Raw genomic sequence first — 17,181 nt, forward strand, 5'->3', positions numbered from 1 at the left:
GCAGCCGCACCAAAACGTCGTCATACACCATGGGGACGGGGAAGTGCCGACAGGCCCTCGCCAACCGGCAATAGGTTGTTTCGTGATCGAGAATTAGGGAGAGGCAATGCCGCTTAAGAAGCAAACAAACAAAAAAATCAAGGTTCTGATTGTCACCCCGGAGATTACCTACCTGCCGGCCGGCATGGGCAATATTGCCAACAAGCTGTCGGCGAAAGCCGGTGGCATGGCCGACGTTTCGGCGTCCTTGGTCGCGGCCCTCTACAACAAAGGCGTCGATGTCCACGTCGCCCTGCCCCATTACCGTCGCATGTTCCACGTGGAAATCGCCGATCTGCTTGACGCCAAGCTCGCCCAATACCAGCAGACCCTCCACCCCGAAGGCGAGGAAACCCAGCGCATTCACCTCGCTGAAGACCGCATGTTCTACTACCGCGAACATGTCTACAGCAACTACACCGAAGACTGCCTGAAAATGAGCCTGGCCTTCCAGCGCGAAGTCATCAACAACATCATCCCCGCTGTCCGCCCCGACCTCATTCATTGCAACGACTGGATGACCGGCCTCATCCCCGGTTACGCCCGCCGCCTCGGCATCCCCAGCCTCTTCACCGTCCATAATATCCACACCCAGGAAACGACGCTCGAAGCGATTGAAAATTACGGCATCGACACCGCCATCTTCTGGCAGAACATCTACTACCAACGCCCACCCCTCAACTACGAGGAAAGCCGCGCGAACAACCGCATCGACCTGCTCGCCAGCGGTATCTTCGGCGCCCACTTCATCAATACCGTCAGCCCAACGTTCCTCCGGGAAGTCGTCAACGGCATGCATGATTTCGTACCCCCGCAAATCCGCCGTGAAATGGCCAACAAATACCACGCCGGCTGCGCTAAGGGCATCCTCAATGCTCCCGACCCAGACTACAATCCCAGTAGCGACGACGCCCTGGCCGCGACTTACGATGCCGCCGACCACGTCGCCAAAAAACGCCTGAACAAAACGGCCTTCCAGAAAGCCGTCGGTCTTAAGGTCAATCCCAACGCACCGCTCTTTTTCTGGCCGTCGCGCCTTGATCCTATCCAGAAAGGGCCGCAACTGCTCTCCGAAATCCTCTACCAGGTCGTCCACGACTACTGGCCGCGCCAACTCCAGGTCGCCTTCGTCGCCGATGGGCCCTATCACCAGTGTTTTAAGGACATCGTCGCCTTCCATGGCCTCCAGGACCGCGTCGCCGTTTGTCATTTCAATGAAAAGCTCTCGCGCCTGGGCTACGCTGCGTCAGACTTCGTGCTGATGCCATCGCTCTTCGAGCCCTGCGGTCTCCCGCAAATGATCGGCCCCCTCTACGGCAGTCTGCCCGTCGTCCACGACACCGGCGGCCTGCACGACACCATCACCCACATGGAAGCCGGTCACAAAAGTGGCAACGGCTTCGTCTTCAAATACTACGACAGCGCCGGCCTGCGCTGGGCCATCGACCAGGCCATGAGCTTCTACGAGCAGATCACCCCCGTCAAGGAAGCCGAGATTGCCCGCATCATGACCGATGCCGCCAAGACCTTCATTCACCCCAACACCGCCCAGGCATACATCGCTCTCTACGAACAAATGCTCAAGCGGCCCCTTGTACCTGACGTCTCCGTTGTCGACACCGACACCCAGGGATAAGCGCTCGATGTCATTGTTTGATGCACAACATTTCTATGACGAAATCTGCCAGGCCGCCATTGCTTTCTTCGATCTTACCAGCAAAGAGGCCCTGCCCATTGTCAGCGATCTTCTCGGCTGCCTTGAAGAAGAAGCCGGCGTGCTGGCCAAAAATGCCGACCAACCCGCAACGACTAAGTACCTGCTCGCATACGACAACATCGCCACCGTCGCCAAAAAACTGCAGACCAACGAGCTACTCGGCATGCTCAACCGTCTTGGCAAATGCAGCATGCCAGTACACGCGGAGGAACGCAAACGCGTCATCGATGAAATGTTGAAACGACTTGCCGCCGCCCGCACCCTGCACCCGCTCTGAGCCCCAAGCCAGACGCCACCGCCCGTCCAAGCCCAACCAACAAAACACCATGACTGCGCCTGAACTGAAAATCATGACCCTCGACCAGGCAGTCGCCTGGCAAACCGCGATCCGCCGCGAACACAAAACCCTCGCCGTCACCAACGGCGCCTTCGACCTCCTTCACCGCGGCCACGTCGAATACCTTAACCAGGCCGCAGCAGAGGCCGATGCACTCCTCGTCGCCGTCAATAGCGACGCGTCCGTCAAGCAACTCAAAGGCCCCGAGCGGCCGCTGGTCGGCGAACAGGACCGCGCCATGCTCCTGGCCAGCCTCCAAGCCGTGAGCGCCGTCGTCATCTTCAACGGCCCCAAACCCGTGGACGTCTTCTCGGTCATCCATCCCGATGTCTACGTCAAAGGCGGCGACTACACCGAAGACAGCCTCGACCGCGAAGAACACGCCCTGCTCAAAAGGGCTGGCGCGCGCTTTGTCTTCATTCCTTTCGTCGCTGGCTTTTCCACCACCAGCATCGTCCGCCGCCTCCGCGACGGCGGCAGCGCCCCAGCGGCCAGCCACGGCACCGCCGGACCGGCCCTCAACAACGCCCTCGACACAATCTTCTGCCGCCGCAGCGTCCGCCATTATCAACTCCGACCGGTGGCCGACGAACACCTCGTCGCCATCCTCCAGGCGGCCATGGCAGCGCCATCAGCCTGCGCCAAAGACCCATGGCAATTTCATGTGCTGAAAAATGACGGCCTGCGCACTGACATCGCCGCCGTCCTCCCCAACGGCCGCTTTCTGGCCCAAGCCCCCACGGGCATCGTCGTCTGCGGCGACCTCCGCCGCGCCCATGGCGCCGAGCTGTCCTACCTCATCCAGGACTGTGCCGCCGCCATTGAAAATCTCTTACTGGCAGTCAGCCAGCTCGGTCTTGGCGCCTGCTGGCTCGGCGTCCATCCCCGCCAGGACCGCGTTGACGCCATCCGGCAGCTCCTCAAACAGCCCGCTGAGATCATCCCCATCGCCGTCATCGCCATCGGCTGGCCGGCCGAACACCCGCCCAAACGCAGCCGCTACCGCGATGACGCCATCCACTGGGAAGTATAAATTCCTCAACCAACTAGGCAGAACAACATGACCATGACCGTCGTCGATCAATTCACCACTCATTGCGGCGAAGTGGTCACCATCAAGCTGATCATCCCCCCGGCGCCGACCTACGCCAAAGACATCCGCAGTTTCCTCGCCTGGATCGACGCCGAGAACTTCCGCAGCATCACGTCGCGCCTGGCGGGTCTCTTTCACGATGTCAGCGACGACCGCTATTTCTTTGCGGAAATCGACGGCGAAATCGTCGGCCAGATGTGGTACGGCTGGGGACGCCACGATCAGCCCGCCGCCAACTTCGGCCAGGTCTTCGTCGCCGCCCGCCACCGCAAGAAGGGCATCGCCGAACGGCTCTTCGCCGCGTTCTCAAAGCACTTCTTTGACAACAGCCCGCCTATCGCGGCGTTCTGCACCACCGGCTCCGAATGGGTCGCCAATATCTACCGCGCCGGAGGCTTCCGCACCATCGCCCCCAAGGCCGGCTGTGGCCCGCTTTACTGCCCAAAGCCCGGGCAACCCGAGACCTTCGCTGAGTTCACTGACAACTTCTACCGCGGGCAATGCACTGAGCGCGCCCTGGCCATTCCTGGCACTATGGAGTACCGCCACGAAATCGACTGCGTCCTCAAATTCACCCTGATCCACAAAGGCCTGCTGCCCGACCCCTTCCCCAGTTTCCAGCAGGCCTTCTATGATCACTGCGATGGCAAGGGCGACTTGCAGGTCTTCATGTCCCCACACCAGCGCCCGCTGGGCTGGCGCTTTACCCCAAGCGACGGCTCTGCACCACGTGGCATCATGCACCCCGAGTGCAAAATCTAGAGCTGAGCCGATAAATCCCAGGCGCTGAGCCGAAGAGGGATAGGGGGGAGCGCAAGGGGACGGGAAAAGGCAATGCCCCTTCCCGCCCCCTCGCAAAAACAAACGGTGCTTTTCGAACAAGCTCTATCTACCAGCTGTAAGCCTCCGGACGGCGTTCCTTGATGTAGAGCTGGTAGGGATCGCCGAACGACGGCCCGACCGACAACCAGAAACTGCGCTTACGCTCGTTGAGGTCGATCTCGGCAAAGGCAAAGCCGCCGCGCTCCGTCGTCGCTGCCAGCCAGCTGCCATCACGGTCAAGAATGGCCGACGGCACCTTCGGATCACAGATGGACACCACCATCGGCAGGCTGTTGTCAATACAGCGCGTGGACCAGGTCTTGCTCCAGTGCGACTCCTTGGCATCTCCAGCCAGCGGAAACACCAGCAGCTCCGCACCATTGAGACGCAACTGCCGGGCGCTTTCGCAAAACCAGTTGTCCCAGCAGACGGCGATGCCAATGCGCCCGAAGTCCAGCTCAAACACGGGAAAGCCGGTGCCCGGAATAATGCCGCTGGCCATCTCACCAGTGGTCAGATGGACCTTGCGGTAACAGCCGTGCAACTTCCCCTCGCGATTCACGATAAAGGCCGTGTTGTGAATCTGCCCATTGGGCTCCTTCTCGTGGATGTTCGCCACTATCCAGGTCCGATACTGCGCCGCATAGCGACTGCACAGCGAATAGGTCACGCCGCCCGGCAACGCCTCGGCGCGCTCATGCATGCTTGCGTTGACCCCGCGGAAGGTGTGACATTCCGGAAACACGATCAGATCAAGATCGTTCACCGACCGGCAGATGTGCGCCAGGGCGTCCTCAAATATCTGCAGATTCTTCTCCAGCGTCGCCGCCGGCGCCGGTTTGATATTCGCCGCCGCCAACCGTACCATGCGCTTGGGCAACGGCGCGCACTCATCCACCCGGATGTCCCGAAAGACCGTCCGTCCCGCCCGCCACTTGAACATGCACATGATCTCCAGACGTACGCAGCCATCAGGCACGGTAAACGTTTCGTCAAAACGCCGCAGAACCGGCGTGTCATCACGGCATTCAACATAATCACGCTGCTCCGGCGGCAACGACCGATCGGCACGACACCACGACAACACCAGGCTGGCGTTGTTCTTAACCTCCGCCGGCACATCGGCCCAAGCGCTGACCCGACACCCCCGACCCGGTCTCACCCCGCATTCACCCGTCCACATGCCCACGCTCTCGGCAACAGGGAGCTCAATGCTAAGAGAACCGTCTTCCTGACTAAACACCGGCGGCTTGACTGTATCAGGCGCGCTCGCTTTCCATTCCATCACCGACCTCCTTGTCATCACCATGCGTTTACACACCGTGTCGGCAGACACCATCTGGCGCCGCCAATGAATTGCTCGTTTACTCTAGGCGGGCAAGCCAACGCTGCAACCCCCTACGACCGCCCCACGTCTTTTCTCAGTGAAATGTGCTATCTTTTCGCGATTGTCCACCTTGCCACACTCATCTTGCGTCTATACACTACTTGCTCACCCTAAGTCTACTCAATCCCAACCAAGGACGACGCCATGAAATCCGCTCTGTTGGTCATCTTGACCGCCGCGTGCACCTGCTCAGCCGCAACGCGTTTCGAAGCCGAAGACGCCCAACTCAGCAGCAACGCCCAACGCGTTGCCGCCGCCGACTCGTCCGGCGGCGCCCACATCACCCTCGTCCATTCCACCCGTGTCGATGATCCCAGCACCATCCCGGCCTCCGCAGTATTCACCCTCACGGCTCCTGCCACCGCCCACTCCCAGCTGCGCCTCCGCGTCAAAGCAACCTCGCAGGGCAATGACTCGCTCTGGTACGCGCTGGACAACCACCCCTTCCGCCAACTCATCGTCACCCCGCTTGGTCAATGGGCGGACCTGGCACTGCCACTGCCGACACTCCGCCCCGGCGAACATCGTCTCACTCTCACCGTCCGTGAGAGTGGCTGCGCCGTCGACTGCCTGTATCTTGTCCAACAAGAGCTTCTCCCCGCCAGCGCAGCAACGCTGTATCCCCCGCCACCGGTCACTCCGCCCGCCGAACACCCACGTGTCCTGATCCGCAGCGCGGACATCCCCGCCCTCCGCCAAAACCTGGTCCACCCGCAAAACCTACCCTTCTGGCAGCTCGTCCAACAACGCGCCGACGCGGAAAACAGCGGTATCCTCGACCCCACCAAACACCGCGGCAAAGCCGGCCTCTTCGACGCCAATGTCCTCACCGACATCCAATGCCTGGCCTTCCTCGCCTTGATCAATCAGGACGACACGACCGGCAAACGCGCCATTGCCACCATGACGATCTTCCTCAACAAGGTCGATTTTCAGCTGGATTTTCAGGACGTCACCCGGCAGATGGGCCAGACCATCTATACGGCCGCCCTGGTGTATGACTGGTGCTATCCGCTCATGAGCGCCGAGAACAAGCGGCATTTCATCAGCCGCGCCGAGGAAATCGCCGCCTTGATGGAAATCGGCTGCCCGCCCACGCGCCAGGGCGATATCACCGGCCATGCCGGTGAAGCTCAACTTTTCCGGGATCTGCTGTCCTTCGGCATCGCCTGCTACGACGAAAAATCCACGTTGTACCAAGTCTGCGCGGGCCGTTTCTTCCACCACATGGTGCCCTCCCGCCTGCTCTTCATGGCCTCTGGCCGCCACCACCAGGGCTGCTGTTACGGCCCGTACCGCCTCCATTGGGAAATCTTCGCCGCCGTGCTCGTCCAACGCCTGGCCGGGCTTGAAGTCTTCCCACGAGAAGCCGTCCGCAGCCAGCTCAATGGCATCATCTACAATCTCCTGCCCGACGACTGGCACTTCACCAACGGCGACTGTTACCGCGGCAGGACCTGTACGCCTACCCTGCTGGCTATTGCCGCCTATTGCCATGACCCCATGGCCAAGGGCGAGTTCATCCGCCAGAAAGGCCTGGACTCGTTCCGCCGCGACCCCGTCACCTTCCTCCTCTTCAACGCCCCGGAATTGGCCGCCGCCGAACGCCGGGAATTGCCCCTCACCACGTTCTTCAGCGAGCCCCTCGGCGGCATGATCGCCCGCTCCGGCTGGGGCATGGGCGCCCGCGCTGACGTCGCCATCGTCGATATGCGCGGCGCCGGCTTTCTCTTCGGCAACCACCAGCATCCCGACGCCGGCGCCTTCCAAATCTACCACCGCGCTCCCCTCGCCATCGACCCCGGCCAGTACGGCAAATACGGCACGGACTACGACATGCTCTTCAACAAACAGTCCATCGCCCATAACGTCTTGCTCATTCATGACCCCGACGAGAAGCGCCCCACCCGCAGCATCAACGACGGCGGCCAGCGCCTCCCCAACCAGCGCCGTGAGCCCGGCAGCCTCGATACCCTCCTCAACAATGACTACCAGAACGGCGCCGTCGCTGCCCACGCCTTGGGCCCCGACCAAGCCCTGCCCATCTACAGCCACCTCAAATGCGATATCGCCAAAGCCTACAGCGACAAGCTCCGCGAATACACCCGCAGCTTCGTCTATTTCAACACCAACCAGACCAACGCCCCCGGCATTCTGCTGGTCTTCGATCGCGTCCTGGCCAGCAGCCCAAATTTTCGCAAGGAATGGACCGTCAATTCCTGCCAACAGCCCGACATCGCCAGCGACCGCTTCCGCATCGCCTATCGCGACGACACCTTCGACGGCACCATGGAGGTCATCCCGCTCCTGCCGACCGCTGCGCAACGAACAATAACCAGTTCCCCCAGCGTCGTAGTCGGCGAACAGTCCTTCACTCCCCCGCGTCCAGAGTTGCCCTCCACCAACAGCGTCCGCACCAGCATCAGCCCGACAACCGCACAAAGCGAAGACCTCTTCCTCAATGTCCTCCCCATCGGCAAACATCCCGATGGCTGGCAGGCTCGTCTGCTTGAACTCAATGGCGCGGTTGGCGTCGACGTCCAGGAGCGGTACCTGGCTACTTTCGCCCGCGACGGCAAGCTCATCCGCAATCCTTTGCGCCTGGACCTCCCCGGCGAACGCCTCGTGTTGGTCACCGACCTGGCAGAAGGACCGTGGACCATCCGCAAAAATCAACAACCATGGGCAAAATGCCAGATCGCCAAGGGCAATCACTGTCTGTTTTTCCATGCCGACAAAGCATCCTACGAGCTGGTCCCCAACGGCCCCGAAGCACCGCCACTGCCCGCTTACGACCACCTGCGCGCCATCCCCGGCGGCGATGACAACGCGCTGTTTCTCAACGACCAGCTCATTCAGCAGCCATCAGGAATTGTCAGCCGCGACGGCCAACCCTACATGCCTATCGCCACCATGGCCAATCTCGCTGGCGCCACTTGGCAAAACAACCTGCTGCAGCTCGGCGATCTGAGTTGCCAATTTCAGCCCGACAGCGACATCATCCGCTGCCAAGGCCTGCGCGATTTGCCCATCAGCGCCCCGGCACGCGATATCGACGGCGTTCTCCACGCCCCCCTCGCTGAACTGGCGCGACTTCTCCGTTTCCGTGCCCAACACAACGACGTCGGCGGACTCCGTCTCGACAAAGATGACGACAGCCGCTACGCATGGCTCGTCGCCGCCTATGAAGACCAGCCCAATCGCGAACCCGTCAGCCGCGCGCTTGACGGCAATCCCAACAGCTACTGGGCACAAAATGCCAAACCAGCGATGTTCACCGCCATCCTCGCCAAACCCGAAACCATCGCCGGCGTTGAAATCGCCTGGCACCGCGGCAACGAACGCTCATTCACCTTCGAAATCCAAACCTCTCGCGACGGTCAGTCCTTCACCACCGCCTATAAAGGCAACAGCAACCTCAACACCGCCGCGCAGACATATCTCTTCCCGGAAAAAACCGCCGCCCAATTCGTCCGCTTCCTCGGCTACGGCAGCAACCAGGGACCATGGACCAGCATCCGCGAATTCAAAATCCGCAAGTAAACGGGCTCCCCTCACTTTCCCGCTCGCTTGACGAGACCAGGCAAGTTCCCCGCCCCGGCTGCTCCCGGCTGCTGTCACTGGGGCACACAGTTGTGCGCCCCGAAAATTCGACTGCTGGCGACTGCTGCGCCGCTGCTGCGTCTTCTGCGCTTCGGCGTCCCATTCGTCCCCATTCGTCTCATTTGTTCACCCTCTGCCCTTCCCGAGAACAATCAGGCCGTGGTCCCTTACGAGAAACCACGGCCTGGCATTTATCGCACTGCCTCAGTGCGTAGCGTTAGGAACTAGCCTCCGAATGCTTACGCCTTGGCGGTCGCCTCGGCATCCCGAGCCGCATTTTTCAGTGCCTCGGCATTGACCCGTTCCCGGCGCACCGCGCGCTTATGCCACGTGTTAATGAAGGCGCTGGCGATGAAAATCGTCGAGTAAGTACCGGTGAAGATACCGAAGAACATGATCAGGGCGAAGTCGAAGATCGCGCCACCGCCAAAGACCAGCAACGACACCACGACCAGCAAGGTCGTCAAAGACGTCAGTAAGGTCCGGCTCATGCTTTCATTCACCGCTTGGTTGATCAGCTCGTAGTAGCTCTTGTCCTTGTTGAGTTCACGCGTCTCGCGAATACGGTCGAAAATAACGATCGTGTCATTCAGCGAATAACCGAAGATGGTCATCAAAGCCGCCATCGCCGTCAAGGACAACTGCCCGCCACAGAGCATGAACAGGCCAGCAGAAACCAGCGCGTCGTGGGCAACTGCGAGCACCGCCGCGAGGCCGAACATCAGCTCGAAACGGAAAGCAAGGTAGACAATAATGCCCAAGGTGGACAGCACGGCCGCCCAGATGGCGTCATTGCGGAACTTCGCGCCAACATTGCCACCAACCGTATTCGTCTGTTTCAAGCCGATCTTCACTTCCGGGAAGGCCTGGTCCAGGGCCATGCTGAACGCCGTATAGTCCACTTCCTGAACCTGATCCTTCACCTTGATGATGGGCAGCACGATTTCCAGCAGCCGTTCGCCGCCTTGCCCACGCTTGTAACCTACGCGCAGGTTGTCGCCATAGCCTTGAGTGCCGAGGAATTTGCGCACTTCGTCTACATCCGGCGCCTGACCGTCGCAGGTGTAGGCCAACTCGGTGCCGCCGGCGAAATCAAGACCAAGCGCATCCTTGGTGCCAAAGTAACGGACGCCAAAGCACGCCAGTGAAACAACGCAGAGGACAAGCGAGCCACGAATAGCATTCTTGCGATACTTCAGATAGTCCACATTCAGGTTCTCGAGGAACTTGAAGGTCCGCATAGGCAGGCCCTTGATGATGTCACGCAGCACCAGCAGGTCGAAAATGGCTCGCGTCATGAAGATCGCCGTGAACATACTGGCGAAAATACCAAAGCTCAGGGTGACCGCAAAGCCCTTCACCGAGCCACTACCAAACTGATACATGAAGAAGGCCGTGACCAAGGTCGTCAAGTTGGAGTCAAAAATACTGCTGAATGCCCGCTGGTAGCCGGCCACAATCGCATTGCCAATGGTCTTGCCACGCTTGAGTTCCTCACGGATACGCTCGAAAATCAGCACGTTGGCATCAACCGCCATACCAATGGTCAAAACCATACCGGCAATGCCCGGCATGGTGATCGTCGCCTTGGTCAGAGCCATCGTGCCCAAAACCAGGACCGTATTCACCACCAGCGCACTGACGGCAATCAAGCCCGCCACGCGATAATACCACATCATGAACAGTATCACTAGGGCCATGCCCAGCAGGCCGGCCCAGCTACCGCTGCGCACCGAGTCCGCACCCAGCGTCGGGTCCGTGCCAAACTCGCTGTCGATATTCACCGTCACCGGCACGTTACCAGAGGCAATCACGCCAGACAGCCGCCGGGCTTCCTCAAACGTGAAACTGCCGCTGATCTCAGCCTGACCGCCGGAAATCGCTTCGCGGATATTCGGCGCGCTGTACACCACGCCATCCAGCACAATCGCCAGCTGCCGGCCGACGTTCTTGCCCGTCACGTCCGCAAAAGCCCGCGCTCCGCGGCTCTTGAAACGCAGACTGATCGACCAGTTGCCAAATTCGTCCACGTTCGGAAACGCCTTGTCCACATCTTCACCGCGAATCCGCTGCGGCGTCTTCTCAATGAAAACAACCTGGGTGATCAACTCGCCATTGCGCTCGCTCTCAATCTCTTTGCGGATCAGTCCCGGCGGCGTGCGGAAATTCTGACGGTCGGCCATGTACTGGCTAACCAATTCATCGCTGTTCTCGGCAACCAGGTGAAATTCAAGTTTCGCAGCCTGCTTGATCGTCGAACGAATGTCCGACTTGTCCGCCTCGTCAACGCTGGGCATGCGCACTGATATGGTGTTTTTGCCCGTCGCCTTGATCTCCGGCTCGGTAACGCCCATGGAATTGAGCCGATTGTCCATGATCACCAAAATCCGATCACGGATGTCTTCGACTTTCTCGTCCTTGGGCACGTCCTTTTCATTGAATCCCAGCACAAATTCCGTGCCGCCCTGCAAGTCCAAGCCCAGGCGCAACTTGCCGGCAGACTTCACCCGCACGTAGCGCAAAATAGTCTTGTTCGACGCCTTCGCCTGAAAAGGCACGTTCACAAAGTCACTCAGATTGATGCGATACAGATCGGCATTGCCCTGCGCCGCGCGCTCCAAGGCCTTATACCCCGAGATGCTCGCATCATCGCTGCGGACAGCCGCCACACGACGCATCAGCTCAGCAAAATCCTTGACCTTCACCCACGCTTCGTAATCCGGCGATGCCTGCAGCTCCGAGTAGCTCTTCTGCAAGGCCTTGTACTCGTCGCTGTCCTTGGCCTCCATAGCGTCCAGCTTCGCCTTCAGCTCATCGGGATTGCCCACCTTCAGCACATTCTGAGACCGCGCCTGCAAAGCCGCCAACTGCTTGGCACTGATACGGTCAAATTCGCCCAGATAGTCCTTGTCCCGGATGGGAAACATGGCCGACAACCAGCCAATGACCACCAGGGCGATGATGATCCAGCGAATGATCAGGGATTTTTTCATAAACTCCTCGTGCTCTTAGGGTTTCTTCCAAATAGTGCTTTGTCGAATACGAAAATAGTATGGCGGGCGCCTGGGGCGCACCGATCAGTCTTTTTTGTCGTCGTCGTGCAACACCGTCGCCACCGCACTGCGAATGACCTCGATGTCAACGCGCTCGGCCACGGTAATCTTCACTGTTTTTTCGTCCACCCGGGAGATCGTGCCGATCACGCCGCCGCTGGTCATCACGCGGGTGCCGACGGTAAGCTTCTTGAGCAACTCTTGATGCTCCTTTTGCTTTTTCTGCTGCGGCCGGATCATCAGAAAATAAAGGATGCCCAGCAGGGGCACCATCATCAAAAATTGAAAGGCCATACCGCCGCCCGCCGACGGCTGGGCCTGCGCAAAAACACCAATGGCCTGTTGCATCATCTGTTCCACACTCTGCTCCATACTTCTGTTTGATTCTAAACCATGCCTAACAACACGTTTGCTCCCACAGGCCCAACGGGACCGCAGGGGGGAAAAATACGAAACGAGAAATGTACTGTCTGCACGCCAACTTGCAACCACAATCGCCGTTGACTCCATGCCTAGGTAGTTGATTTCTGCCATTTCGTGCTTACTTTTATGCCTCTGCATGCCACGCAGAAAGAGCCGGGCAATGCAGACGCCGGTGACCGCAGTCACTCAACCAGCGGCAGCCATGGCGTACCATGGGCCGGCGCTTCTGTTATAGTCTCTTGCCGCACCCCCGCCCAGGAGCCGTATCCACCGAAAGAAAGGTCGCGCCGATGGCAAGCGAACGCTTATATCTAGTCAAAAATGAGGCCGGCGAAGAAATGGGCCCGGCCGATCAGGATGCACTCGTCATTTGGGCCAAAGATGGCAAAATCACCCCCGGCTGCAAAGTCCGCTCGACGCTCATCCCCCAATGGGAAGCAGCCGGCGGTGTCGATTTCCTTAAGCCATTCATCCTCGCCCAACAGGAAGCCGCCGTCAGGAAAAAGCAAAACAGCATCGTCAACATCATCAAGCGGCGGATCTTTTTGCGGGCCGAAGACATCATGGCCGACAGCGGCCTGGTCAAAGTCCGCATGGAAAGTTATCCTCGCGCCAATCTCCTGGTGCGCTATATGGCCGGGCTGACTGACACCGTGATCATGGCTCTGCTCGCTGCCGGCATCGCCTACCTCTGCACGCTCCTCTTCCAGCATGGCGTTTTCGGCAAGGAGCAGATATTCTACGTCGGCTTCGGCCTCTTCTGGGTCCTCTGCCTACTGTACTTCACACTCTCCATCGCCTACCGCACCCAGACCCTCGGCCAGCGCTACTGGGGTATCTTCCTCATCAAACAGGACGGCCAGTCCTTCTGGGTCGGGCGGGCCTTTTTCTACACTATCTTCATGATTCCGCTGGGAATTTTCAGCGCCCTCTTCGCCTTGACCAGCGAGAACAAACTCAGCGCCCAGGAGTATCTCACCGGCACGCGCATGGTCAAACTCAAGCTCATCAGCAAAAAACAACGCTAGTCATGCCATCTGCACATCACGCCCCCGCACAAGCAACAACGCGAGACGTATCATCCCGCCGGCGTCTTTCCACCATCCTCTCGGCCTATTTCTGCCGCGAATTCATCTTGCCGCTTTTTTGCGCGCTGCTTGCTTTCGCCGTCCTCTTCCTCATCAACGATGTTTTTGACGACCTGCCGGACTTCCTCAACCAGGATATCCCCGGCAGCGTCGTCATGCGCTATTTTCTTGCCAAGCAGCCCGCCAACCTCATCAATGTCATACCCATCTCGGTACTGCTCGCAGCAAGCTTTATGGTCATGATGATGGGCAAGAACAGTGAGCTAACCGCCATGCGTGCCGCCGGCCTATCACTCGGCTCCTGCGCCTGGCCGGTATGGCTCGTCGCCAGCATCATGTGCCTGACTGTTTTCGCCATCGGCGAATCATGGGGACCAGCCGGCGCCAAGGCCGCTCATGACATCCGTCGACAATGGGTGGATAAGGACGACGACCGCCTCACCCATATCGCCTTCGCCAACGCCCAGCAACGCCGTGACTGGTTCATCGAAGAACTACAGCAGAATGACACCGCCCAGAACGTCATCGTCCGCCAATACCGCCCCGACGGCAGCACCGATTGGGTCCTTAACGCCCTCAATGCCGAGTACCACGCCGACACCTGGACTTTCGTCGCCGGCGATATCAAACGCTACGACGAACGCGGCGCCCTCGTCGTCGGCGAACCCGAATTCTTCCACCAGCACCAGGAAAGCTTCGCGGAAGCACCCAGCGACATCCGTGGCCACAGCAAGGCCTGGGATCTGCTGACCATCCGCGAGCTGCGTGCGGTCCTCAATGGCAACATCCTGCCGGCCAGCCAAATCCAGCGCCTGCTCAAGGTCATGTTCTGGCACCACCTGTGCTTTCCCCTGGCCAGCCTGGTCGGCGCCCTCTTCGGCATCGCCCTCACCATCGCCCAGGAACGCAGCGGCGTCATGAAGGGCTTCGCCACCGCCGTCGGCATGCTCGTGCTCTTCTACCTGGTCGGCCAATTTACCATGGTCATGGGCAAAAACGGCTGGCTGCCGGCCTTCGCTGCCGGTGCCCTGCCCAGCCTGGCTTTCACCGCCGGCGGCATCTTCACCATGTGGCGAAAACAATGAACGCCAACGCCACCACAGGACCACGCAGACCATGAACAAACTGCCAGAACAACCCGACACCAATACCGATGATCTGGTGAAAAAAAACGCGCGCGAACAACAGCAGCCGACCCCAAAAAACGACCTCACGCCAAGCACGACAAGCGCCAATACCGCAAGCGCGGCCCCGCCCGCACAAGCAGGCACCGAAGCCTCGCCCGTTGGCGATCACAGCCCGCAAGACCGCCCCGCCAGCGCACTGCCCGAAAACAATACCATCGCTGCGCCCAGAAATGCCGCCGCAGGCGCTGCTGGCACCATAACCGCGACCGCGTCCCGCCCGCGTCTCTCCCGTCGCCGCATTGTCATCTGGCTCATTGAGCTCGTTGTCCTGCTGGCGGCGACCGAGCATTTCATCCTCAAGCCCCGTCTTGCGCGCAGCCGCGCTGAAAAAGATCAGGCCGCGCGGACGGCCAAGCAGGAGCAGGAGGTCAAGGAGGTCATCCGCCCCCTGGCGGAGCGCGCGCGCGTCCTGCCTGGGCTCAGTGAAGTCTTTCCGGCCTATCTGGCGCCACTCACCGGCCTCGCCGATGGCAGCAAGAACATGCGTGACACCCAGCTGAGCGTTTCCGAGCAGGAGGGCCTGCCCGTTGAAGTGGTCAACAGCATCGGCATGGCCTTCCGCCTGGTACCCGCCGGCACCGGCCTCATCGGCAGCCCACCCGACGAGCAGGGCCGCGGCAGCATCGAAATGCAGCACGTCATGATCTTCCCACACCATTTCTACATGGGCAAGTACGAAGTCACCCAGGCGCAATGGCGACAGGTCATGGGCGAAAAAAACAACCCGTCGCATTACTTCGGCGACAGCCGCCCCGTCGAAGAAGTCTCCTGGTACGACGCCCTGCGCTTCACCAACGCCCTCTGCGAACACGAGGGCCTGCCCCTGGGCACCTACCGGCTCCCCAGCGAAACGGAATGGGAATACGCCTGCCGCGCCGGCACCAGCACCGCCTACTGCTTCGGCAACAACCCGAAACACCTTGATCTCTGGGCCGACTACGCCGACAACAACTACCAAAGCACCCGCTCGGTCGGCCAGCGCCGCCCCAATGCTCTCGGCCTCTACGACATGCACGGCAATGTCTGGGAGTGGTGCCTCAATAAATACACCAATTACCCCGGCGATGAAACACCCGAAGCCGAATACCACCAGTGGCCGACCATCCGCGGCGGCAACTGGCACGTCGCCGCACCCGAATGCCGCTCCGCTAACCGCTGCCGACTCCCCGGAGCCTCAGTCGGCAATATGCTCGGCTTCCGCATCATCAGGACTCTCAGCACCAACGTGACAAGCAACGAAAATAATCCCCACTAGGATGACCTACGCAATTTACGACTGACACCGCAAGGCCGGACTGCCACTTCGCTCACCAGCGTCAATAACTCGTGTACCGCCTCCACCACGTCCACCACGTCCACCACGTCCACCACGTCCACCACGTCCACCACGTCCACCACGTCCACCACGTCCACCACGTCCACCACGTCCACCACGTCCACCACGTCCACCACGTCCACCACGGCCACCACGTCCACCACGGCCACCACGGCCACCACGGCCACCACGGCCACCACGGCCACTTTCCTCAGCGCACAACGACTAAGGCAAGATTGTTTGTAATGCCTCACTCATTGATACTGGCGGTTCCAAGGAACGCCAGGGACCGTGCGGACTAATTGGCGCGGCGCACTGGGGCGAGGACTCACGGACTCGTGAGGCATGATCCCATGGATTGGACCGTGGGGATTGACTCCCGACGCCTTGGACTGATTGGGGACTGATTCGACTCCTGGGAGCGCCGCCGTCCCGGCGGCAAGTATCCTAGGAGCGCCGCCGTCCCGGCGGCATTTGAGCGCTGAAAGCGCGATCTATGATAGCCCAGGGCAAGCGACGCCGAAGGCGGAGCGCCGCCCTGGGTGGAGCGCCATTTTTGCTCGTGTTCCTCGGCCTCTTTGGCCCCAGTCGGCGAAGCTGACTGGGGCCAAAGAGGCAATGGAACCCGATGTAACGTCTTCCCCGTCGTTTCCCTTGCGCCCCCGGCGCCGCTTTTAGGTCGCCCTTTGTATAGTGGCGTCATTGACACCTGTGTGTCGATAGCCACTGCGATTTTCCCCGTAATTCTCTTGGGAGAACCAAGTAACAAGGAGCGGCAAATGGCTACGTATAAGTATCAAAGAGGTTATCCACGAGACGCCCTATGCATAGTCTCTATGCGTCCTGAAGGTTGTGGTACCTCTTTCTTTTTTCCGGTGTATGTTGTCTTCTCTTCTCTTCTCTTCTCTTCTGTTCCGCCTTTGGAGTCGTGTTATCAGGCGCTTTTTTGTGTTTCGCACACAAAAAAGCACGGCCGTGCCTGCCTGTGGCCCATGAGTAACTATTCAGTTCCTCAGCCTGAAGATTAGGCGGCACGACCGTTACCGTGCAGTGCAATAATGGCCGTATTCACCATCTTTGGGGAAACTCCCCGCATAGACAAGGTTGGCCTTGCACG

The 17,181-nt window shown here is 59.9% G+C and carries 12 protein-coding genes; 8 read left to right on the forward strand and 4 right to left on the reverse strand.

The genetic code is table 11. The annotated features are described in order from the left end of the window. The first annotated feature begins 106 nt into the window (after positions 1 to 106). Genes J3R75_RS00150 through J3R75_RS00165 form a run of 4 tightly spaced genes read left to right on the forward strand, consistent with a single transcriptional unit; the run spans position 107 to position 3,948 of the window. Entirely contained in the window at positions 107 to 1,675 is a 1,569-nt protein-coding gene (locus J3R75_RS00150; RefSeq protein ID WP_307259082.1) for a glycogen synthase, read from the forward strand. 7 nt (positions 1,676 to 1,682) lie between these two features. Next, positions 1,683 to 2,033 carry a hypothetical protein gene (locus tag J3R75_RS00155; RefSeq protein ID WP_307259083.1) on the forward strand — a complete coding sequence of 117 codons (351 nt, stop codon included), beginning with the start codon at positions 1,683 to 1,685 and terminating at the stop codon, positions 2,031 to 2,033. A 49-nt stretch (positions 2,034 to 2,082) separates the two neighbouring features. Further along, the gene (locus J3R75_RS00160) at positions 2,083 to 3,126 is read left to right on the forward strand and encodes a nitroreductase family protein (protein WP_307259084.1); all 1,044 of its coding nucleotides are present in this window, start codon (positions 2,083 to 2,085) and stop codon (positions 3,124 to 3,126) included. Positions 3,127 to 3,153: 27 nt separating this feature from the next. Next, complete coding sequence (locus tag J3R75_RS00165) at positions 3,154 to 3,948, forward strand: GNAT family N-acetyltransferase (RefSeq protein ID WP_307259085.1); 795 nt, start codon at positions 3,154 to 3,156, stop codon at positions 3,946 to 3,948. Positions 3,949 to 4,075: 127 nt separating this feature from the next. On the opposite strand, the gene J3R75_RS00170 is transcribed toward J3R75_RS00165, so the two are convergent. Beyond that, the gene (locus J3R75_RS00170) at positions 4,076 to 5,293 is read right to left on the reverse strand and encodes a carbon-nitrogen hydrolase family protein (protein WP_307259086.1); all 1,218 of its coding nucleotides are present in this window, start codon (positions 5,291 to 5,293) and stop codon (positions 4,076 to 4,078) included. A 246-nt stretch (positions 5,294 to 5,539) separates the two neighbouring features. Here J3R75_RS00170 and J3R75_RS00175 point away from each other — a divergent pair, with 246 nt between their 5' ends. Continuing rightward, positions 5,540 to 8,938 (forward strand): discoidin domain-containing protein, encoded by a 3,399-nt coding sequence (locus J3R75_RS00175; RefSeq protein WP_307259087.1) that lies wholly within the window; start codon positions 5,540 to 5,542, stop codon positions 8,936 to 8,938. Positions 8,939 to 9,237: 299 nt separating this feature from the next. Here the strand turns inward: J3R75_RS00175 and secD are convergent, their stop codons facing one another. Continuing rightward, the gene (gene secD / locus J3R75_RS00180; protein ID WP_307259088.1) at positions 9,238 to 11,991 is read right to left on the reverse strand and encodes a protein translocase subunit SecD; all 2,754 of its coding nucleotides are present in this window, start codon (positions 11,989 to 11,991) and stop codon (positions 9,238 to 9,240) included. Positions 11,992 to 12,075: 84 nt separating this feature from the next. Further along, positions 12,076 to 12,585: a preprotein translocase subunit YajC gene (gene yajC / locus J3R75_RS00185; protein WP_307259089.1), complete on the reverse strand. Its 510-nt coding sequence runs from the start codon at positions 12,583 to 12,585 to the stop codon at positions 12,076 to 12,078. Between the two features lie 179 nt (positions 12,586 to 12,764). Between yajC and J3R75_RS00190 the strand changes: the two genes are divergently transcribed. From J3R75_RS00190 to J3R75_RS00200, 3 genes are read left to right on the forward strand one after another with little or no spacing between them, the layout of a single operon-like run. Continuing rightward, positions 12,765 to 13,502 carry an RDD family protein gene (locus J3R75_RS00190; protein WP_307259090.1) on the forward strand — a complete coding sequence of 246 codons (738 nt, stop codon included), beginning with the start codon at positions 12,765 to 12,767 and terminating at the stop codon, positions 13,500 to 13,502. 2 nt (positions 13,503 to 13,504) lie between these two features. Further along, complete coding sequence (locus J3R75_RS00195) at positions 13,505 to 14,647, forward strand: LptF/LptG family permease (RefSeq protein WP_307259091.1); 1,143 nt, start codon at positions 13,505 to 13,507, stop codon at positions 14,645 to 14,647. A gap of 31 nt (positions 14,648 to 14,678) precedes the next feature. Next, positions 14,679 to 16,004: a formylglycine-generating enzyme family protein gene (locus tag J3R75_RS00200; protein ID WP_307259092.1), complete on the forward strand. Its 1,326-nt coding sequence runs from the start codon at positions 14,679 to 14,681 to the stop codon at positions 16,002 to 16,004. Here J3R75_RS00200 and J3R75_RS00205 read toward each other — a convergent pair. Continuing rightward, entirely contained in the window at positions 16,001 to 16,318 is a 318-nt protein-coding gene (locus J3R75_RS00205; protein ID WP_307259093.1) for a hypothetical protein, read from the reverse strand. The two genes, J3R75_RS00200 and J3R75_RS00205, sit on opposite strands and share 4 nt — an antisense overlap. Positions 16,319 to 17,181 lie beyond the last annotated feature (863 nt).

This window comes from Oligosphaera ethanolica (assembly GCF_030814695.1).
Taxonomy (GTDB): domain Bacteria; phylum Verrucomicrobiota; class Lentisphaeria; order Oligosphaerales; family Oligosphaeraceae; genus Oligosphaera; species Oligosphaera ethanolica.

Excerpts from the sequence above, each read along its gene's own strand:
- J3R75_RS00150 (WP_307259082.1), top strand. The coding sequence starts at position 107 with ATGCCGCTTAAGAAGCAAACAAACAAAAAAATCAAGGTTCTGATTGTC.
- J3R75_RS00155 (WP_307259083.1), top strand. The coding sequence starts at position 1,683 with ATGTCATTGTTTGATGCACAACATTTCTATGACGAAATCTGCCAGGCC.
- J3R75_RS00160 (WP_307259084.1), top strand. The coding sequence starts at position 2,083 with ATGACTGCGCCTGAACTGAAAATCATGACCCTCGACCAGGCAGTCGCC.
- J3R75_RS00165 (WP_307259085.1), top strand. The coding sequence starts at position 3,154 with ATGACCATGACCGTCGTCGATCAATTCACCACTCATTGCGGCGAAGTG.
- J3R75_RS00170 (WP_307259086.1), bottom strand. The coding sequence starts at position 5,293 with ATGGAATGGAAAGCGAGCGCGCCTGATACAGTCAAGCCGCCGGTGTTT.
- J3R75_RS00175 (WP_307259087.1), top strand. The coding sequence starts at position 5,540 with ATGAAATCCGCTCTGTTGGTCATCTTGACCGCCGCGTGCACCTGCTCA.
- secD (WP_307259088.1), bottom strand. The coding sequence starts at position 11,991 with ATGAAAAAATCCCTGATCATTCGCTGGATCATCATCGCCCTGGTGGTC.
- yajC (WP_307259089.1), bottom strand. The coding sequence starts at position 12,585 with ATGGCAGAAATCAACTACCTAGGCATGGAGTCAACGGCGATTGTGGTT.
- J3R75_RS00190 (WP_307259090.1), top strand. The coding sequence starts at position 12,765 with ATGGCAAGCGAACGCTTATATCTAGTCAAAAATGAGGCCGGCGAAGAA.
- J3R75_RS00195 (WP_307259091.1), top strand. The coding sequence starts at position 13,505 with ATGCCATCTGCACATCACGCCCCCGCACAAGCAACAACGCGAGACGTA.
- J3R75_RS00200 (WP_307259092.1), top strand. The coding sequence starts at position 14,679 with ATGAACAAACTGCCAGAACAACCCGACACCAATACCGATGATCTGGTG.